The following is an 18777-nucleotide window of genomic DNA, read 5'->3' as shown; positions in this document are numbered from 1 at the left end:
TTCCTGAGGGAGGTCTCCGTCCTGCCGGTCCACCAGTTCAGGCGGGCACGTCCGGTCTGGGAGCGTAGGAAGTCGGCCCAGGTGGTGGTGGCCCGGTCGGGCGCGGGTCGATGCCCTGGGAGGTGAGGATCTCCCAGACGGTGGAGGCGGCGGTTCTGATTCCGAGGGTGGTGAGTTCGCCGTGCATCCTGCGGTAGCCCCACGAGGGGTTCTCACGGATCAGACGCGGGACCAGTCTGCGGATCGAGCGGAGCGTGGGCGGTCGGCCCGGCTTCTTCGGCCGGCAGGTGCGGGCGTGGCGCCGTTTGATCAGGTCGCGGTGCCAGCGCAGCACCGTGTCAGGCCGGATCAGTAGGTGCAGTCGGCGCAGGACCTTGCGGGGGTGATGGCACCAGCAGAGCGGCAAGGAACACCCGGTCTTCCGGAGCAAGCTTCGCTCGGTCCGCGCCGAGTTGTCGCTCAGGGACGGTGAGCTGGTGGCGCGGGGCGAGGATCTCCGTGACCTTGTCGCGGTCGCTCACCGGCAGCAACCGCGGCGCGCCGAACAGGTTGGTGACGGACAAGTAGACAAGACGCAGCAGCACAAGTGCACATCCTGCCGCACCGTCGCAAAGGCTCCTGAGCTGCATGGATGGCATTCTCGGCAGGCGCAGTGTCCGGCCGAGACGGCGTGCTCGACCGCCCGTCGAGCCGGGGTGGACACGAAGCCCCCGCTTGTGCCGTAGCTCGGGCAGCGCCCCCTGGCGCCTTGCTTCCCTCTTCGTTTCCTTGGCCTTCTTCTATAGCAGTGGCGCACCAGACGGCATCCGGAGAATGGCTGGCGGCTTCCGCTCAGAGGGGTACAGGGTCGGCGTCGGTCGAGGTTATCCGTGGCCGTCCGGTCCTTGCGGTATCGCGCACTCCTCCACGAAGGACAGCACCTTGAGGTGGTAGGCGCGTGCGGTCAGGCTCAGGCTCAGGTTGTGGCCCGCGTTCGCTTGCTCGTTGACCCGCACATTTGGTGATGCCGTGAACAGCGCAGCGACGTCGGCGAGTGCGTCCGGCCCAGCTCGCCACACCGTTTCGTGGTCGCCGAGGCTGAATTGCACGGGGATGCGGACTTGTGCGGCCAGCTCGGGAAACTCGTCCACCCAGTGGCGTGCCTCCAGCTCGTAGCGGGGCGAGCGTGCGGAGATCGTCCTGTCGGCGTACACGTCTGGGGCATACAGGTGGCGTGGTCCCCATAGGAGGGCGCGGAGCCCTTGAGGGCGTGTGGGCCGCGAGGCCGCGTCCCGCTCTGTCGAGTCGAGGATGTTTCTGGCGGTCCATTGGGGCTGTCGTCCGGTGCCCGCGAGCTCCAGGCCGATCATGTCGCGGCCACGCTCGGTGGCCGCCATCCGCAGGGCGAGTTCGCAGCCCGCCGAGTGCGCGAGGAGGAACACGCCAGCACCGTGTGGTCGGTCCATGAGCAGTGTGTCAAGCGCCGCGAAGGCGAGGTCGACCTGGTGGCCGGTGTCCGTGATCTTCTCCGCGTGCTTCTCGGAGATCCCGTACCCGGGCCGGTCGAGTGCAATTGCGGTGAAGCCGAGCGACGCTGCCGTGCGCAGGAGCGAGAGGCGTGGTCTACCTGGGCAGTCGAAGTAGGTAGAGGTGGTGCCGCCGCCATGCAGAGCCAGCAGCACTGCGTGCGGTTGTGCCACTTCGCAGACCAGTGCCGACAAGGTGATGCCGTCGGCGTCGACGAGGTGCGCGTCCGGCTGTGCTGGGTAACCGGGGCCGTCTCCGTGGACTCCACGATTGTGCGGGCACCAGCACGCGGCCGGTGCCCGCGAAAAGGGGCTCCAACTGGCGAACCCGACTGGTGTGAGGGACGGCCTCGTACGTCACCTCCGCGGAGTTGGTCCTCGGCGGGGCCGCCGGGAGTGCACGCGCAGGACAGCGCTGCCAATGCCTCGGCAAAAGCCGATCACCGACGAACCGGTCCGCCGCCTCGTGGAGCAGGCGGAGGCCGATCGCATCGACAGGCTAAGGAACAGCGCTGCCGCCTGCCGCAGATCCGAAATGCGATCCGGATCACCTGTTGCCTCTTGTGCGTGCTGAAGACGGTAGAGAGGTGGTTGTCGTTGAGTGAGGGGAAGAGTCGACGTGGATGTGTATGAAGCTGTGGACAGTCGCCGGGCTGTGCGGGCGTTCAGCGATGAGCCGGTATCCAAAGAGATACTCGAACGTGTGCTGGCCGCAGCGACGCGGGCTCCGTCGAGCGGGAACCTCCAGCCGTGGCATGTGTATGTCGTGACCGGCGAGCCCTTGGCCGAGCTGAAGAGGCGCGCAACGGCCAGGGCACTGGCGGGAGACTCGGGGGATGAGCGGGAGTATCCGATGTACCCGGCCGAACTGACCTCGCCGTATGTGGACCGTTTTTCCGCCGCGGCTGCCCAGCGGTACAAGGCGCTGGGGATCGAGCGCGACGACCCCGACAGGCCCATGAAGATCGCCGCCTTGAACTCGGAGGCATTCGGGGCACCGGTCGTGCTGTTCTGCTACCTCGACCGGACGATGGGGCCCGGGCAGTGGGGGGACGCGGGGATGCACTTGCAGACGGTCATGCTGTTACTGAGGGCGGAAGGGCTGCACAGCTGCCCTCAGGTGATGTGGACGATGTATCGCAAGACTGTCAGCCAGATCGTCGGAGCCGATGACGGGCTCGTGCTGTTCTGCGGTGTCTCGGTGGGATTCGAGAAGGAGGGCGTGCCGCGGCTGCGTACCGGGCGGGCAGACATGACAGAAACAGTGAGCTTCATCGGAGGGTGACCGGGCATGTCGGTCTGGCGTCGGCCCCGATCCTCGCAACTCGTGGTTCAGAGAAGGCGTCATCAACCAGGACCTGTTCTACCTGGCGTGGCTGATGGATCACCGGGCCGAGTTCGAGCGCGTGGTCCGCGATCGGTTCGGGGTGACGGCGGCGTCCCAGGTCCTGTGGAGCGGCCCGCGGCTGATCTGCATCGCCGGCGACCTTACGCGCTACGACGTACATGCCGTGCGCGAGCACCGGCGGTCAATAGATCTGGTGCGCCACCGGCTCTTGGGCAGCGACCTACTCGGCCTTGAGGCCGTGGCGTCCGTGAGCGGCATGCAGGTAGCCCGCCGGGCACGGAGCCGGGCCGTTGTCCGGGGGGTGGCCGACGTCCAGGGATCGTCGATGGTGGAGCTGGCGAGTGCTGTCGATGAGGCACTGCTCGGGCTCGGGGACGGTGTGAACCGTGTTACCAGGGCGTCGTAGCGTGCGAAGGCGGGTTCCATCTCGCACTCCTTCCCTCGTCGCGGAGCCTGCATCCGTGACGAGGGAAGGCGAGGCATGGTCACCAGGGACCGCCGGGTGGCGATCTTCCAGATGCGACTGCCGGCCGAGCCGGAAAGTCCCCGGCACGGGCTTGCCTTCGTCGGTGTGCGGCAGGACGTCCAGCGGGGACAGGCCCGGCGAGGGGTGGACGATGGCGTCGGTGCCGATGGAGACCGGGTACAGGTCGGCGGCCGCCGTCATCATCAGCTTGCGGTGCAGACCGACGCGCTGGTTCGCCCGTACGGCGGCCCGGATGTCTGGTCGATGTCGTCCCGGAGGCCCGGGATGGATGCGGATGAGGTGTCGGCGGAGGACATCGAGCTGGAGTACGTCAGCACAGCCAGGGTCCGCGAACGCGGGCCTGTGAGCCGGTTGTGGCCGGTGCCGTTCGAGTCGGTACCGCCCGAGTGCCGGTTACCGGCTTTCCGCGGCCAGGGCAACTGGTGCGGCTGGTACTGGTCGGCGACCTGCGGCGGGCATGTGGGCTATGAGTCGTGGCTGGAGCGTGACCGCCTGATGCTGTTCGACTTCGATCCGCTGGTGAGGTGAAGGGGCAAAGCCGCATCAGAAGACCACGGTGACCTTGCCGTCCAGACCGCCCTGAAGGAAGCGCTCATGGGCGGCTTGGATTTCTTGGAGCCCCAAGAAGGAGGAGTGCACCCGCACACGCAACGAACCGCTGTCGACGAGCTTGGACAGCTCGTTCAGTCCTTCGCCGTCCTCGAACACCTGGTTGACCGTGGTGCGGACGCCGCGGGAGGAGAGGTCCGGGACCGGGCCTGCTTGAGTGGCGATCGAGGCATACCGGCCGCCGTCGGCTACCGCCTCCGTGACGAACGCCCCGAAGGTATCGAAGACGGCGTCATAAGAGCGATCTGCGAGAGCGTGCGGATCAGTGGTGACGAGTTCAGCCCCGTGGTCGCGAGCGAAGGCAATGTGAGCGTCGCGCGAGACCAGCGCATCGACCCTCACCCCACGGGCATGCGCGATTTGCAATGCCAATCCGCCAACTGCACCAGCGGCACCGGCGATAAGCAGTCGCTCGCCGGCCTTGACGTTCAGCCAGCCCAACGTCTGCCAGGCCGTCAAACCGGGAAGCGGCAGGGCGGCCGCCTCCACCAGGCTGATCGAACGAGGCGCCGTGGCCACTGCGTGGGCGGGAAGCACGACCAGGTCAGCCCATGTCCCGCGACCGGAGCTGAGTTGGTGCGACATCGCAATCACGCCCTCACCGGCACGCAGCCCGCTGTCGCCACCGTCGACCACGATCCCGGCCAGGTCCCACCCCAGCGTCAGAGGCAGCGGCGGTGTGCCTTCGCCGATGGCGCCTTCCCGCGTCTTGTCATCCACGGGATTGATGCTGGTCGCCACCGTGCGGATCAGGACCTCGCCGGGACCCGTTTGAGGTTCGGGAGCCTCGACGATGTCGAGGACATCAGGGGTACCGAAGCGATCGATCTGTATGGCGCGCACGAGAAGCCCTTCACACTGCGGATGCTGACAGCAGGATCCAACACCGCTGTTGATCTAGGGATTCCCCCCTGGCAGAACGCCTCACCTGACAGTCCTGCCAGGGAGTTGACCAGCACTCTGCCTACGGTTGGCCGGAACGGCAAGCGGCAATTTTGTCTCACACGAATGTAAGCACCGCAGTTACGGCCTCGACCTACCCACACTTAGCTGAGACAGGACAATTCCCTCTTCCGCGCTGGCTCGGTGTCCCGGTGTCCCGTTGCAGCCGAAGTGGTCCCGGTCTCAATCGATCGGGTCCGATTCGGCTCGCCGTCTCCGGTGAACTGGTCCTGGCTCGCTCCCGGTCAGGGGCGGGTGAAGGCCGTCTGGAGGAGGTCGGCGAGGAGTGCCGCGCAGGAGCCGTCGGGGTCGAGATCGGGGTCGTAGATGGTGAGGTTGAATCCGACGCACCGTTCCGACCGCACCAAGGTGCCTAGCAGCAGGGCGAGTTCGTCGGGCAGGAGCCCGTCGGGGTCGGGGCTGTCGACTGCGGGCATGACGGACGGGTCCAGCACGTCCGCGTCCAGATGTACCCAGAACCCCTCGGTCACGGGCACTTCAAGAGTCTGCAGAACCGCGCCGGCCAGCTCCTTGGCGCCCCACTCCCGGATCTCTCCGACTGTCGCGTTCGGAATCTTCAACTCTGCGAGCTCGGCCCGCTCTTCGTCGTAGTCCCGGATGCCGAAGACCCGTACATCCTCGTCCCTGACATACGGCTGCAGTCCTTCGAGGTCCGTCAGGTCCCTCTGGCCACGGCCGGTCGCGATGGCCAGCTCTTCGCCGCCCGCGGCACCGATACGGTCGGAGTTCCCAGGGTGCCGGAAGTCCGCGGATCCGTCGATGACGGCGAGTCCGTACCGGCCTATGCGGCGCAGGGCGAGGGAGGCGCCGAGCTGGATGGAACAGTCCCCGCCCAGGACGACCGGGAAGTCTCCTGCCCGGATGTGGTGCTCGATGCGGTCGGCGAGCTTGCGGGTGTACGTGGCGATCGCCTCAGCGTTGAACACGCCGTCGCCCGCCCTCCAGTCGCCGCGGTCGTAGCGGGGCGGAACGACGACTCCTCCCTCGTACGCCCCGAGCCGCTGCACCAGCCGCTGCTCGCGCAGCGCACCCGCCAGCTTGTAGCACCCGGGCACGCTGCCTTGGGTGGGCGGCCGGAGGCCGAGGTTGGACGGAGCATCAATGACAACGAGACGGCGCATCCGGCCATTCTGACCGCGCGGGGCGGCGAGGGACACAGCTTTTCACCACCCGCGCAACCAACGCCGGGACCCATCGGCGGAAGCGGGGCGTCCCACAGCGGGCTCCGGGGCCGTTCGGGTACTCGCACTCAACTGACGCTGAAGCCGTGCACCCCCTCTTCCAGCGCCGGACCACGTCGACTGAGACAGCGAGCGACATTCACACACGCCGGACCACACCAGCTGAGAAAACCCCCGGCCCAGCGTCTCAACCCATCTGCTCACCGCAGGTCACAGCCACGCCCACAAGCCAGATCCATGAGACGGGACAACGGCGGTCGGTGTCGTCCTGCCTGCGTCCATCGAGGGGTTCGCGTGCGGTCCTGGACGCCATCGTGCAGGGCCTCAACGTCTAGGTTTGGCGAGTGAGCAAGTGGCCCCAGCTTCCAGTTGATCCCTCCGACCTGTACCTGCGCATCTCCTACGAGCACGCTTGAGGACGTCACCGTGGGGTCGATGACGTTCTACCGGGTGCACCTCGACCGCGGCCGGAATGCCTACTGGGCGATGGAAGAGGAGTCGGAGGAGCTGTACGAAACCGCCCAGGTACTCCTCGATCCCGAGACGGGCTTCGTCACCAGCGAGGTCAGCGAGTTGCTGGACTGCGTCGGCTCCGCCCTGCTCGTCATGGACCGGGTGACATTGGATCCTGCGTGGCGTGGGCAGGGCCTGGCGGCCGTGCTCGGCCGCCAGGTGATCCACCGGCTCATGGTCGGCTGCCGAGCCGTCGCCTGCTCACCCGGCGTGATCGACCTCAGCAGCCAGCGTCTGACGGACCGATCAGAGTGGGACCGAGTGAACGCCCAGATCGCTCACATCCGGCTCTGGCATCGCCCTCGGCGGCGGGGCGATCCTGTCGGGTCGCAGGCCGATCTTGTCCGGGTGGACGCAGGTCGGCACCCTGCCGTCGTGGATATAGCGGTGCCCGTTCTCCGGATGGAACGGGCACTCCCAGGTCGGCCTGCTGTAGACCACGAACTGCTCGCGCGGATACGCGGATACAGGGTGGCCGGACAGATCCCGCAGACGGGCCGCTGCGGGGCTTCGCGGTCCGGGCCGATGTACGGCGGTCCGGCGGGGTCCGGGATGTGCGTAGCAGTCAGAGATCAGCGGGCCCGGCTCGCCGCAGAACCCCGGGCCGCAGCCACCGGGTGCGCGCGAAACTGGCAGGTCGTGTCCGTTGACGTCGAACTCAGTCGTTTTGCCATCGAACCGAGTCGTGCCGCATCCGGCGCGGCCCAGAACCACGCAACGAGAGAGGGCCGACGACAAGCCGTCGGCCCTCTGGTCAGTTGCCCCATGAGGGGTCGCTTCCGCCGTGTGGGCTTCCCGGCAGGCCGGTGGCGGCACCGGCCTGCCGGGGGTACTTCAGGTCAGGCGAGGTTCTTGGTGAAGAACTCGTCGAGCTTGTCGAAGGGGATGAGGTCCTTGCGGTCGTACAGGTCGATGTGGTCCGCGCCCGGGACGATCAGGAGGTCGACGCTGCCGGGAGCCTTGGTCTGGATGTCCTCGGAGTAGTAGCGGGAGTGCGCGTCGGCTCCGGCCACCAGGAGGGCCTTGCGGGGCGCCAGCATGTCGATGTTCGTCATCAGCGGGAAGGCGAAGAACGACATCGTCGTGGTGCCGGTCCATGCGGTGGTGGAGTTGATCGAGCGCGGGTGGTAGCCGCGCTCGGTGCGGTTGTAGTCGAAGAAGATTTTCGTGATCGGGTCGGCGTCCGCTGGGAGGGTCTTGGGCAGGACGCGGTTCGAGGGGGCGACGTTGCCGTTTTCGTCGAAGGGGACCTCGTGGGAGAGCCGGGCGTAGGTGCCCCTCTCGGCGTCGATCCACCGCTGCCGACTGAGGTGGTCCACGACCTTCTGGCGCTGCTCACGGGTGTAAAAGTCCTCGTGGCCGCGGGACATACTGCGCGACATGTCATACATCGAGGCGGTGGCGACGGCCTTGATACGGCTGTCCGCCGCCGCCGCGGTGAGCGCCATACCGCTCAGGCCACAGATGGCCTGCGCGCCGATCCGCTCGCGGTCGACGATCTTCTGCAGGCCGAGGAAGTCGACGGCGGCGCTGTAGTCCTCGGTGTAGATGTCGGGCGAGGCCACGTCGCGCACCGTGCCGCCGCTCTCCCCGGTGAAGGAGGGGTCGAAGGCGAGGGTGACGTAGCCGCGGCGGGCGAACTCGTTGGCGTAGAGCCCCGAGGACTGCTCTTTGACCGCTCCGAACGGGCCGCTGACCACCAGGGCGGGCAACTTGCGCCTGGCGTTCTTCGGCACGTACAGATCTGCGGTGACCTCGATGCCGTAGCGGTTCTTGAACCGTACCGAGGTCCGCCGGACGTTCTTGTCCAGCGCGAAGGTGTAGCCGCCCGTGGCTGTGACTTTGCCCTGTCCTGCGGTGCCCGCGGCACGGCTGGCCTCTTCACCGAAGGCTGGCAGAGCCGTGAAGGACGCGGCGGCGACAGCGCCGCCACCGGCGATCAGTCCGAGCGCTTTGCGACGTTCCATGGGGTGGGCCTCATATTCGATCGGCGGAGGGAAGGGCGCGACGGCCGGTCGTGTCGTGACCGCGGCGCGGTTCCAGGAGACCGCTTCTGCGCCAGGGGTGGCAGGTCGGGTTTGTGGGGGGTACAAGCTCAACCCCCCACCTCCGTGTGGCAGTTCGTCGCAACCAGGCCGCGGTAAGGGCTTCGTCCCGCGACCGAAACGGCGGCTGGGGAGATCAACGGCGTACCCGCATGCTGAAGCGGCGCCTCGCCCCCGGCTCCGACCACCGGCCGGACAACGCGGCCTCCCGCGTGCATGGGGCATCCACCGCTTCCCTCTCGGTGGGGCAAGCGGAGTCGCGTCAGGGCGTGAGCAGGACCTTGAGGCTTTTACGGTGGGCCATGTCCTGGTAGCCGGCCGGGACGCCGTCGAGGCTGGTGGTGGCGTCGAAGACCTTTCCGGGCTCGATGCGGCCGTCGAGGATGGCGGGCATCAGTTCCTCGATGTAGGCGCGGACCGGGGCAGGTCCACCAGCCAGCCGGATGTTCCGGCCGAAGAGGCTGGCGAAGCCCACCGGCGCCTCGTCGTACTGGGGAACGCCGACGCGGCTGATGACGCCGCCCGGGCGTACGACGCCGAGGGCCTGTTCGTAGGCCGGCATGTGGCCGACGGCTTCGAGGACGACGTGGGTGCCGTGCCCGCCGGTGAGCTGGCGGACCTGCTCGATGCCTTCCTCGCCGCGGGCGGCGACGACGTCGGTGGCGCCGAACTCGCGGCCCAGGTCGGTGCGCTCCTGGTGGCGTCCCATGAGGATGATCTGCTCGGCGCCCAGGAGCTTGGCCGAGAGCACCGCGAGCAGACCGACCGCGCCGTCGCCGATCACGGTGACGCGGGTGCGCTCGTTGACGCCGCCCATCACGGCTGCGTGGTGGCCGGTGCCGAAGACGTCGGAGAGGGTCAGCAGGGACGGGACGAGGGCCGAGTCGGCGGGGACGGGCAGCTTGACGAGGGTTCCGTCGGCCAGCGGCACACGGATGGCTTCGGCCTGGGCGCCCTCGTCCGGCAGACCGTCCCAGAAGTTGGCCTGCGGGTGGGCGTAGGAGGTGTGTAGGTTCTCGCGGCACGTTGGGCGAGATGGGTTCGGCGGGGCCGCTGGCCGCCCCGAAGATCACGATGTGTCCGCGCAGGGCGGCGGCCTTGAGGTTTCCGGCGAAGGTGGTCGTTGCGGCGCCGTCGATGATCAGGTCTGCGCCATGTCCGTCGGTCAGACGCAGGGTCTCTTCGGCGAAGTCCTGCTCGGTGTAGAGGATGACGTCGTGGGCGCCCGCTTCGCGGACCGCCTCCGCCTTCTCCTGGGTCGACACCGTTCCGATGACGCGTGCGCCGAGGTGCTGGGCCCACTGCGCCAGGAGCAGGCCCACGCCGCCGCCTGCTCCGGTGACGATGGTGACCGCGTTGTCGAGGCGGGCCATTTTCGTTCCCATTTCCGTGTGGGGGAGCGATAGCCGTGACCACTCTCGCCCGTTTGCCAGAGTTTGGGACCCTATTTGCGGGTCTAGGTTCCCTGCTTCCTGCGTGGCGCCGATGTCTGCGGCTCAGGCGGCTGCTGCCGTGCGGCGGCGCTGGAGGAGAGCGATGACGGTGGTGGGGATCAGAGTGAGGGCGGCGATGGCGGTGCCAACCATGGCGGGGCCGGTGGTCCCGAGCGTGGTGTCGAGGGTGAGGCCGGCGATCCAGGAGCCGACGGCGGTGCCGAGGTTGAAGGCCGAGACGGTCAGGGCGGAGGCCAGAACCGGCGCCTGGTGTGCGAAGCGGACGGCCAGGGACATCAGCACCGGGTTGGCGCCGAGTCCGAAGAAGCCCAGCAGGGCGACCAGGATGATGGTGGGCACGGCGTAGCCGGCCAGCAGGGAGATCGCCAGCAGTAGGAGCGTGGCTCCTGCGGCGGCCACGACGGTCACGGTGTGCGGGCGGCGGTCGCCGAGGCGGCCTCCGACGAGGGAACCGGCGAGGGCGCCGAGGCCGAATCCGACCAGGACCAGCGGCACGATCCCGGAGGCGATGCCCGAACGGTCGGTCAGCAGCGGCGAGATGTAGGAGTACGCGGCCAGGACGCCGCCGGTCGTGGTGGCGCAGGCCGCCAGGACCAGCCACAGGCGCCCGGAGCGCAGAGCGGTCAGCTCGGAGCGGATCGACACCGCCTGCTGGTCACCGCCGTCGTTCGGGACGGTGCGGGCGATCAGGACGATGGCCGCCGCGGAGAGGGCCGCGAGCGCCCAGAACGGTCCGCGCCAGCCCATGGCCTGACCGGCGAAAGCTCCCACCGGCACGCCGACGACGTTCGCGAGCATGGCGCCGGCTCCGACAAGACCCAGGGCGCGGGAACTGGCGGCAGGGCCCGCGGCCTGTGCAGCGGCCACATTGGCCACCGCCCAGAAGGCGCCGGTGGCGATCGCGGTCAGGAACCGTGCGGCCAGGACCAGGGTGAAGTTCGAGCTGAGGGCGACGATGATGTGCCCGGCGGCGAAGACGCCCAGGGCGAGCATCAGCGTCAGCCGCTTGGGCAGCCGCAGCGTGAGCATTGCCATCAGCGGGGCGCCGATGATCATCCCGACGGCGAAAACGGTGATCATCAGGCCGGTCTGGGCGACGCTGACCTGCAGGTCGCCCGCGATCTCCGGCAGCAGGCCGGCCACCACGAACTCGGTGGTGCCCATCAGGAACGTGCCGAGCGCCAGGATGTACACGACGAGCGGCAGCCGGGCGGGCGGCGCCGGGGCGCGGCCTTCGGCAGGGGCGTCGGCGGGGGCCTGGAGGACTCCTCCTCGCGAACTCATACTTATCTCTCCGTGGGAGTGGGGATCGAGGTACTGATCCCACGGAACAGGTTTCCTCGCGCGGCTAGAAGGCTGTGTTTATAGGGGGGACAAGCTCGACCTCCCTCACCGGCGATCCGCCGATACGGTGGATGGCATGGACCCGCAACCCGGCGACCGCGCCGATACCCGCACCGAGATCCGGGACTTCCTCGCCAGCCGACGAGCGAAGATCACCCCGGAGCAGGTCGGGCTGCCCACCAGCGGGCGACGCCGCGTCCCGGGCCTGCGGCGGGAGGAAGTCGCCGTACTCGCAGGGGTGAGCACCGAGTGGTACACCCGCCTGGAGAAGGGCCACATCAGCGGCGTGTCCGAAGACGTGCTCAGCGCGGTCGCCCAGGCCCTGCAGCTGGATGAGGCCGAACGCACCTACCTGTTCGACCTGGCCCGCGCCGCCCGCCCCGCCCGCCGCACACCGTCGCGCCGCAAGGATGTCCAGGTTCCGCCGCCCGTGCAGTGGCTGCTGGACTCCGTCACGATGTCCGCCGCCTTCGTACGCAACGGCCGCATGGACATCGTCGCCAGCAACCCCCTCGCCCGCGCCCTGTACGCCCCGATGTTCGACAGCGACACCACCGACCAGCACGGACGCGCCAACCTCGCCCGCTACCACTTCCTCGACCCCGGCGCGCAGGAGTTCTTCGTCGACTGGCAGGACGCCGCCCACGCCACCGTCGCGCTGCTGCGTGCGGAGGCGGGACGTGAGCCCAACGACCGGGCGCTGCGCGACATCGTCGGTGAACTGTCCACGCTCAGCCCCGAGTTCCGCACGATGTGGGCCGCGCACGATGTCCGCATCCGTCACGACGGCACCAAGCGCCTGGAACATCCGGAGGTGGGCCGCCTGGAGCTGACCTACCAGTCCATGGACCTGCCGACGCCCCACCGGACGGTGCACGACCTGACCCTCTACACCGCCGAACCCGGCACCCCTTCCGAGGACCGGCTCAGACTTCTCACCAGCCTGGCAGCGACCCGATCCCAGGAGACCAGGCCCACCGGCCAGCGGCGATAGCACTGCACGGCACTCCGTGACACCGCAGTGGAGAGGGACGGCAGGCGTCTACGGCTGAGGCGGTCGCAGGACCCCGGCGTCGGCAAGGGCTGCTCGTACGTCGTTGATGAAGCCCTCAGGATCGTCGAGTCCGAAGGCGACGCGCTGCAGCACGAACCCGTGCACGAGCGCCATGACGACTCTGGTACCGCGTTCCGGGTCGAGGCCCGATGGCACCGTTCCGGCGGCCTGCCCGTGCCGGAGCACGTCGGCCATGCGTCGGCGGACCTGTTCGAACCCGTCGACCGCTTGTCTGCGCAGGTCCGCATTGCGCAGCAATTCGCCCCATGCCTGGACGGCGCAGCGCAGCAGTTCGTCGACAGGGACTTGCTGCCCTGCGGCGTCGGTGGTCAGGTCGCGGCCGACGGGGTCAACCGATACGGCGACGAGATCGGCGACAGTGGGCGAGTCCGCGGTGTCGAGCAGCTGCGTGACCGGCTCGAAGATCACGCGGAACGCGTCACCGGCGATCTCCAGGATGATCTCGTCCTTGCTGGAGAAGTAGCGGTAGGAGGCGCCTGCGGACAGCTGGGCCTCCTGCGCGATCTCCTGCATGGAGGTCTGGTGGAAGCCGTCGCGCGAGAAGCACCGGCGGGCCGCCGCCACGATCTCGGCCCGCCGCGCCTCGCGACTCGCTTCGGTGATCCGCGGCATCACTCCACCCCTCCCCATGGGAGACAGCCCATGAAAATGAACGACCATTCACCTTGACTGCCCCATGCTATCCCCCTACGTTAAAAATGAATGGCCATTCACGTACATAGGCTTCGAGCCCTCCGCCTTTGGCAACCCACCGAGGGGTGGACACCATGCACCAACCGAAACTGACAGTCGGCGCATACAAGTACGAGCACACCGCGGTGCTGTTCGACGGCACGGTGACGGTCGAGGGGGTGGAGGCCACGTTCGAAACGGCGCCCCTGGTGTCGGACATCTTCCAGCGCATGGTGCAGGGCGAGTTCGACGTCGCGGAGCTGGGCCTGACGTACTTCCTGCGCACCCTCGATCTCGACGACCCGCCGTTCGTGGCACTGCCGATCTTCCCGAACCGCAACTTCCGGCACTCGGCGATCTTCGTCAACACCGCGAGCGGCATCGAGAAACCACAGGATCTCGCCGGCAGGACCATCGGCGAGTTCGGACTGTACGGCCACGACGCGGGCGTCTGGCCCAAGGGCATCCTGGCTGACGACTACGGCGTCACGCCGGAGAAGTCCCGCTGGGTCGTCGGCGGCACCAACCACCCCATCCCGTCGTTCGACTGGATCCCGCAGCCCGTACCCGCAGACGTGGACGTCCGGCACGCGGCGGCCGGCGAAACGCTGGGAGCCATGCTCGAAACCGGTGAGATCGATGCGCTCATCTCCGTCGATGCCCCACAGGCCCTGCTCGACGAGTCGCCGAAGGTCGCCCGTCTCTTTCCCGACTACGAGCGGGTGGAGCGGGACTACTACCGGCGCACCGGGATCTTCCCCCCGATGCACGTCGTGGCAGTCCGCAAGGAACTCGTGGAAAGCCCGAACGTGGTGCGCGCGGTCTACCGCGCGTTCACCGAGGCGAAGGAGATCGCAGCACGCCAGTACCGAGCGGGGGCGGTCAAACAGCACATGGCACTGATGACTCCCTGGTTCAGCGAGCTCTTCGCCGAGAACCGCCGTCTACTGGGCGAGGACTGGTGGCCCTACGGCCTCGAAGCCAACCGCACAGCCGTCGACACCTTCCTGCGCTACCACCACGAACAGGGCCTGTCGAAGCACCGGCTGACCAGCAGTGACATCTTCGCCCCCTGCCTCCAGGAGACCTGAACTCCCCTCCGGCCCGGGCTGGCGGGCCGCCCGTTCGCAGCGCCTTCCTGAAGTCCTGAGGCCCTTTAGCCGTGGGCAACGTGCTGGGTCGACTGCTCAGAACCAGGACGGGCCGGCGTTGGTGTACGGCGCTTCCAGCATGGCCGTCTCCTCGTCCGACAGCGTGAGGGACAGTGCGTCCACGGCCTGGGACAGGTGGTGGGGCTTGGTGGCTCCCACGATGGGGGCGGAGACCAGCGGGTTGCGCAGGACCCAGGCCAGCGCGACCTGGGCCATGCCGGCGCCGCGGGCTTCGGCGACCTGCTGGACCGCGTTGATGACCGGCTCGTCGTGCGGGTTGTCGAAGGACTGCACGACGTGGTCGGTACGGGAGCGCAGGCTCTGCTCTCCCGCGGGCCGCGCAAGGCGGCCCTTGCCGTTCGGTGAGTACGGCACCAGCCCTACCCCCATGTCGCCGCACATGGCCATCAACTCGGGCTCGTCCTGGCGGCGCAGGAGGTTGTACTGGTTCTGCATGGCCGCGAAACGGGTCCAGCCGCCGCGGTCGGCGGCGTGCTGGAGTTTGGCGAACTGCCAGGCGTACATGGACGAGGCGCCGACGTAGCGGACCTTCCCGGCCCGGACGACATCGTGCAGCGCCTCCATCGTCTCCTCGACCGGCGTCTCGTCGTCGAAGCGGTGGATCTGGTAGAGGTCGATGTAGTCCGTGCCGAGCCGGGTCAGGGAGGCGTCGACCTGTTCGAGGATGGCCTTGCGGGACAGGCCCTCGCCGCCTGGGCCTTCGTGCATCTTCCCGCGGACCTTGGTGGCGAGCACGATCTCCTCGCGCCGGGAGTACTCGCGGATCGCGCGGCCGACGATCTCCTCCGAGGTGCCGGCCTGGTAGACGTTGGCGGTGTCCCAGAAGGTGATGCCCAGCTCGACGGCCTGGCGGAAGAAGGGCCCGGTCTTGTCCTCGGTCAGTGCCCAGGGGTGGGCGCCAGGGACCGTCGGATCGCCGTAGCTCATACAGCCGAGCGCGAGCCGGCTGACCTTCAGGCCGGTGGCGCCCAGGCGGACGTACTCCATGGTGAGTTTTCCCTTCGTGTGCTTCCGCCTGCGCGGCTCAGTGCTGCCGGGAGCTGACGGAGTTGGCGTGCTTCTCGATGAGCGCGCCGAGTGCCTCGGGGTCGTTGGGGGTGCGGTCGCGTTGCGCGGAGCCGAAGGCGCCGTACGGGTAGGGCGCGGGGTGCGGGTCGCTGGCCGTGTCGAGTGCCTTGACGGAGTCCGGGTCCAGGCGCAGGTCGGCGGCGGGGAGGTTGCCGGTGAGCTGTTCCAGGGTGCGGGCGCCGACGATGGCGGAGGTGACGCCGGGGCGGTTGACGACCCAGCTGAGTGCGGCCTGGGCGGGGGTGACGCCGTGGGCCTGGGCGACCTTGCGCAGGGCGTCGACGGAGTTCCAGGTGCGGTCGGAGTGCTCGTAGTTGGAGGAGGTGTACTGGTAGAGGGCGTGGTCCTGGCCGGCCCGGGTGTCGGTCGGCCGCTGGGCACCGCGCTTGTACTTTCCGGTGAGGAAGCCGCTCGCGAGGGGGGACCAGGCCAGGATGCCGAGTCCGTTGTACTGGGCGGCGGCTGCCATCTCCCATTCGGTCTGTCGGGTGGCCAGGTTGTACTGGGCCTGGAGCGTCACCGGTACCGGGTAGCCGTGGGCCTGCGCGGTGGAGACGGCGAGCTGGAGCTGCCAGCCGGTGAAGTTGGACAGGCCGACGTAGCGGATCTTTCCCGCGCGGACGGCCGAGTCGAGGAAGGACAGCGTCTCCTCGATCGGGGTCAGGGGATCCCAGGCGTGGAGCTGGTAGAGGTCGATGGTGTCGACTCCCAGCCTGCGCAGGGAAGTTGTCAGCGCCCGGTCCAGATGGCGGCGGGAGGTCCCGGCTTCGTTGGGGTCAGTGCCGGTGCGCGTGCGGCCCTTGGTGGCGAGGACGACGCGGTCGGTGACCTCGCTCGGGCGGGCGGCAAGCCACCTGCCGACACTCTCCTCAGCCACTCCGCCGTTGTAGACGTCGGCGGTGTCGAGCAGATTTCCGCCGGCGTCGAGGAAGGCGTCCATCTGCGCGAACGCATCCTCCTCGGGCGTCTCCGAGGTCCCGAAGTTCATCGTGCCCAGGGCCAGATTGGACACCAGAGTTCCGCTGGTGCCCAGACGGCGGTATTCCATGGCGTTGGCTCCTTGAGTGAGGCGGGGCGGCCGGCTCGGCAGTGCGCCCCGGGGGAGGGGGTGTCAGTGGGTGGTGTAGCCGCCGTCGACGGGCAGGGCGACGCCGATGACGAAGCTGGCGGCGTCGCTGCACAGCCACACGGCTGCCGCGGCAACTTCTTCGGCCTGGCCGAGGCGGCCGATGGGCTGCTGCTTCATGATCTCGGCCATGGCTTCGGCCTGGCCTTCGAGCATGTCGGCGACCATCGGAGTCTCGATGACGCCGGGGCAGATGGCGTTGATGCGGATGCCCTTGGGCGCGTACTCGACCGCCGCGCTCTTGGTCAGGCCGATCACGCCGTGCTTGGAGGCGTGATAGGCGGCGCGCTCGGGCAGGCCCACCAGGCCACCGAGGGAGGAGCTGTTGACGATGGCGCCGGAGCCCTGCTTGCGCATCTGGCGCAGCTCGTGCTTCTGGGCGGCCCACACGCCGCGCAGGTTGACGGCGTTGACGCGGTCGAAGTCCTCAGCCTTCTCATCTGCGGCGTCCGAGGGCGGGGCCTGGATGCCGGCGTTGTTGAAGGCCATGTCCAGACGGCCGTAGGTGGCCACGGCCTGCTCGACCATGGCGGCGGCCTGCGCTTCGTCGGTGACGTCGCACACCACGCCGATTGCTCGGTGTCCGGCGTCGGTGAGGTCCTTGGCCGCGCTGTCGACGGCGTCCTTGTTGACGTCGGCCAGCACGACGGCGGCACCGGCCTGGGCGAAGGCACGGGCGGCGGCCAGGCCCATGCCGGAAGCGGCACCGGTGACCAGGGCGACCTGGCCGTCGAAGTTGTACTGCGGGTTCATGAGGGTCCTATCTGGTGGTTGCTGTGAGCGGCGCGGTTGCCGGTCCGCTATGGCGGCGCTCGGATGCGTCCGCGGGCAAGCGAGGGGGTAGGGGGCAGGAGGTTCTTGAGGGCGCATCTGGGCTCGGCGACGCCGTTGATGCCGCGTTAGTCCGACAGGTCCGAGCCGTACATGCAGGTGACGACGGTGCGGATCACCGCGTCGGTGGCGTGGGTGGGCTGCTGGACGGCGGCCTGGGGGCGGTCTTCGACCCGGACGTCACCGGGTGCGTGGAGGACGGTTGCGCGCATGGTCCTCTTCCGTTTCGTGCGGGTGCGGGTGCGGGTGCGGGTGCGGGTGCGGGTGCGGGTCAGAGGGCGTGGGCGGGCCGGCGGGGGCCGGTGTACTGGTCGTCGGTGACGTGCTCCAGCCAGTCGACGTCGTCGCCCTCCCACAGCGCGATGTGCGCCATGAACCGGTCCGGGGTCGCGCCGTGCGAGTGTTCCTCACCGGCCGGGGTGAAGATCACGTCTCCGGGGCGGGCCTCGATGATGTCGCCGCCGCGGGACTGGATCAGGGCGATGCCCTCCACGATGTCGAGGGTCTGGCCCAGGCCGTGGGAGTGCCAGGCGGTGCGGGCGCAGGGCGCGAAGCGGACCATGTTGGCGCGTGCGCGGGAGGGTCCTCGCCGCGGTAGATGACATCCACCCAGGCGTCCCCGGTGAACATGTCCGCGGGCAGCTTCGCCGTCGCGGGTGGCTTGAGGATCTCCATGGGGGTCTCCTTGCATACGTACAGTCGTAATCGAGTCACGGAGGGACGAGGGGGCGGGTGGTGGGAGCGGGCGGGCAGACAGAAGCGACCCGCACTCTCTGCCACCGGTGTTGCCCAGCTCGCTGGCGGCTGGTTCCGGGCCTTTGGGCCCTCACTGCCCGCTATTGGTCCTGCAGGACGTGAGGACGTGAGGACGCTGCGGGCGGCGGTGGGTGCGGATATCGCCTTGGACCATCCGGCGTAGAACGCCAGGTGCGTGATCGTCGCGATCAGCTCCTTGTCGCTGACCCCGTTCTCCCGGGCCTTGCCCAGGTGGAAGGCGAGCTGCTCGCTGCTGCCGCTGGTGATCAGGCTGGCCACCGTGACCAGGCTGCGGTCCCGCGGGGACAGGTCAGGGTCCTCCCACGCCTGCCCGAACAGCACGTCCTCGCTGTATCCCGGCCAAGGCCGGGGCGACGTCCCCGAACTGCTGACGCGGGCCCTCAGGCTTCTTGTCCTCCGCCATGATCGGCTCCTTCCGCAGGGGCGCCCAGGCATGTCCCCGCAAGGGCGGGGAGCGGGCACCGTTCTCTCCATTCGGGCCCGCCGTCACGGTGTGCGCCACCGGAGAGTGGACGGCCGGCCCTTTACCGGCCTGCTATCGATGAAACGGCAGGTCACGAGTGCGGGGAAGGACCCCTTGATACGTGTACTGGTAGTACACCTCTCG

General features: G+C 68.6%; 16 protein-coding genes and 4 pseudogenes. 5 read left to right on the top strand and 15 right to left on the bottom strand.

All coding sequences use genetic code 11. The features are described 5' to 3' along the window. Positions 1-56: 56 nt before the first annotated feature. Both ACFVXC_RS29210 and ACFVXC_RS29205 read right to left on the bottom strand, forming a co-directional pair. Positions 57-584, bottom strand: a pseudogene (locus ACFVXC_RS29210) (hypothetical protein); the annotation flags it as partial. Positions 585-863: 279 nt separating this feature from the next. Further along, complete coding sequence (locus ACFVXC_RS29205; RefSeq protein WP_389910922.1) at positions 864-1679, bottom strand: alpha/beta hydrolase; 816 nt, start codon at positions 1677-1679, stop codon at positions 864-866. Positions 1680-2124: 445 nt separating this feature from the next. Here ACFVXC_RS29205 and ACFVXC_RS29200 point away from each other — a divergent pair, with 445 nt between their 5' ends. The 3 genes and pseudogenes from ACFVXC_RS29200 to ACFVXC_RS29190 all read left to right on the top strand — a co-directional run bounded on the left by ACFVXC_RS29200 (position 2125) and on the right by ACFVXC_RS29190 (position 3868). Then, positions 2125-2790, top strand: coding sequence for a nitroreductase (locus tag ACFVXC_RS29200; protein WP_389910919.1), 666 nt, complete (start codon positions 2125-2127; stop codon positions 2788-2790). Between the two features lie 55 nt (positions 2791-2845). After that, positions 2846-3250: pseudogene (locus ACFVXC_RS29195) on the top strand (transporter); the annotation flags it as partial. Positions 3251-3334: 84 nt separating this feature from the next. Beyond that, a complete protein-coding gene (locus ACFVXC_RS29190; protein ID WP_389910916.1) occupies positions 3335-3868 on the top strand; it encodes a hypothetical protein in 534 nt (177 codons plus the stop codon). 15 nt (positions 3869-3883) lie between these two features. Here ACFVXC_RS29190 and ACFVXC_RS29185 read toward each other — a convergent pair whose 3' ends face one another. The 6 genes and pseudogenes from ACFVXC_RS29185 to ACFVXC_RS29160 all read right to left on the bottom strand — a co-directional run bounded on the left by ACFVXC_RS29185 (position 3884) and on the right by ACFVXC_RS29160 (position 11389). Then, entirely contained in the window at positions 3884-4792 is a 909-nt protein-coding gene (locus ACFVXC_RS29185) for an NADP-dependent oxidoreductase (RefSeq protein ID WP_389910914.1), read from the bottom strand. A 344-nt stretch (positions 4793-5136) separates the two neighbouring features. Then, the gene (locus tag ACFVXC_RS29180; RefSeq protein ID WP_389910911.1) at positions 5137-6033 is read right to left on the bottom strand and encodes an arginase family protein; all 897 of its coding nucleotides are present in this window, start codon (positions 6031-6033) and stop codon (positions 5137-5139) included. Positions 6034-7445: 1412 nt separating this feature from the next. After that, on the bottom strand, positions 7446-8573 hold the full coding sequence (locus ACFVXC_RS29175; RefSeq protein ID WP_389910909.1) for an alpha/beta hydrolase: 1128 nt from the start codon (positions 8571-8573) through the stop codon (positions 7446-7448). 340 nt (positions 8574-8913) lie between these two features. Beyond that, positions 8914-9675: pseudogene (locus ACFVXC_RS29170) on the bottom strand (zinc-binding dehydrogenase); the annotation flags it as partial. 67 nt (positions 9676-9742) lie between these two features. Then, positions 9743-10024 (bottom strand): annotated as a pseudogene (locus ACFVXC_RS29165) (zinc-binding dehydrogenase); the annotation flags it as partial. Positions 10025-10147: 123 nt separating this feature from the next. Then, on the bottom strand, positions 10148-11389 hold the full coding sequence (locus ACFVXC_RS29160) for an MFS transporter (RefSeq protein WP_389910906.1): 1242 nt from the start codon (positions 11387-11389) through the stop codon (positions 10148-10150). A 136-nt stretch (positions 11390-11525) separates the two neighbouring features. On the opposite strand from ACFVXC_RS29160, the gene ACFVXC_RS29155 reads away from it, so the two are divergent. Then, positions 11526-12443, top strand: coding sequence for a helix-turn-helix transcriptional regulator (locus ACFVXC_RS29155; RefSeq protein WP_389910903.1), 918 nt, complete (start codon positions 11526-11528; stop codon positions 12441-12443). A 48-nt stretch (positions 12444-12491) separates the two neighbouring features. Here ACFVXC_RS29155 and ACFVXC_RS29150 read toward each other — a convergent pair whose 3' ends face one another. Further along, entirely contained in the window at positions 12492-13136 is a 645-nt protein-coding gene (locus tag ACFVXC_RS29150) for a TetR/AcrR family transcriptional regulator (protein ID WP_389910900.1), read from the bottom strand. 155 nt (positions 13137-13291) lie between these two features. Here ACFVXC_RS29150 and ACFVXC_RS29145 point away from each other — a divergent pair, with 155 nt between their 5' ends. Next, the gene (locus tag ACFVXC_RS29145) at positions 13292-14287 is read left to right on the top strand and encodes a 4,5-dihydroxyphthalate decarboxylase (protein ID WP_389910897.1); all 996 of its coding nucleotides are present in this window, start codon (positions 13292-13294) and stop codon (positions 14285-14287) included. A 96-nt stretch (positions 14288-14383) separates the two neighbouring features. On the opposite strand, the gene ACFVXC_RS29140 is transcribed toward ACFVXC_RS29145, so the two are convergent. From ACFVXC_RS29140 to ACFVXC_RS29115, 6 genes are all read right to left on the bottom strand, one after another. Further along, the gene (locus ACFVXC_RS29140) at positions 14384-15355 is read right to left on the bottom strand and encodes an aldo/keto reductase (protein ID WP_389910894.1); all 972 of its coding nucleotides are present in this window, start codon (positions 15353-15355) and stop codon (positions 14384-14386) included. A gap of 37 nt (positions 15356-15392) precedes the next feature. Beyond that, a complete protein-coding gene (locus ACFVXC_RS29135) occupies positions 15393-16484 on the bottom strand; it encodes an aldo/keto reductase (protein ID WP_389910891.1) in 1092 nt (363 codons plus the stop codon). A gap of 63 nt (positions 16485-16547) precedes the next feature. Next, the gene (locus tag ACFVXC_RS29130) at positions 16548-17315 is read right to left on the bottom strand and encodes a glucose 1-dehydrogenase (RefSeq protein WP_389910889.1); all 768 of its coding nucleotides are present in this window, start codon (positions 17313-17315) and stop codon (positions 16548-16550) included. 146 nt (positions 17316-17461) lie between these two features. Further along, a complete protein-coding gene (locus ACFVXC_RS29125; RefSeq protein WP_389910886.1) occupies positions 17462-17605 on the bottom strand; it encodes a hypothetical protein in 144 nt (47 codons plus the stop codon). A 59-nt stretch (positions 17606-17664) separates the two neighbouring features. Then, positions 17665-17955: a cupin domain-containing protein gene (locus tag ACFVXC_RS29120; protein ID WP_389910884.1), complete on the bottom strand. Its 291-nt coding sequence runs from the start codon at positions 17953-17955 to the stop codon at positions 17665-17667. Then, positions 17868-18605, bottom strand: a complete 738-nt coding sequence (locus ACFVXC_RS29115; RefSeq protein ID WP_389910881.1) for a carboxymuconolactone decarboxylase family protein — start codon at positions 18603-18605, stop codon at positions 17868-17870. The genes ACFVXC_RS29120 and ACFVXC_RS29115 overlap by 88 nt, the downstream gene beginning before the upstream one ends. Positions 18606-18777: the final 172 nt, after the last annotated feature.

This window comes from Streptomyces sp. NPDC058257, from assembly GCF_042881845.1.
GTDB lineage: Bacteria > Actinomycetota > Actinomycetes > Streptomycetales > Streptomycetaceae > Streptomyces.
This window is presented reverse-complemented; position numbering and strand designations above follow the sequence as displayed.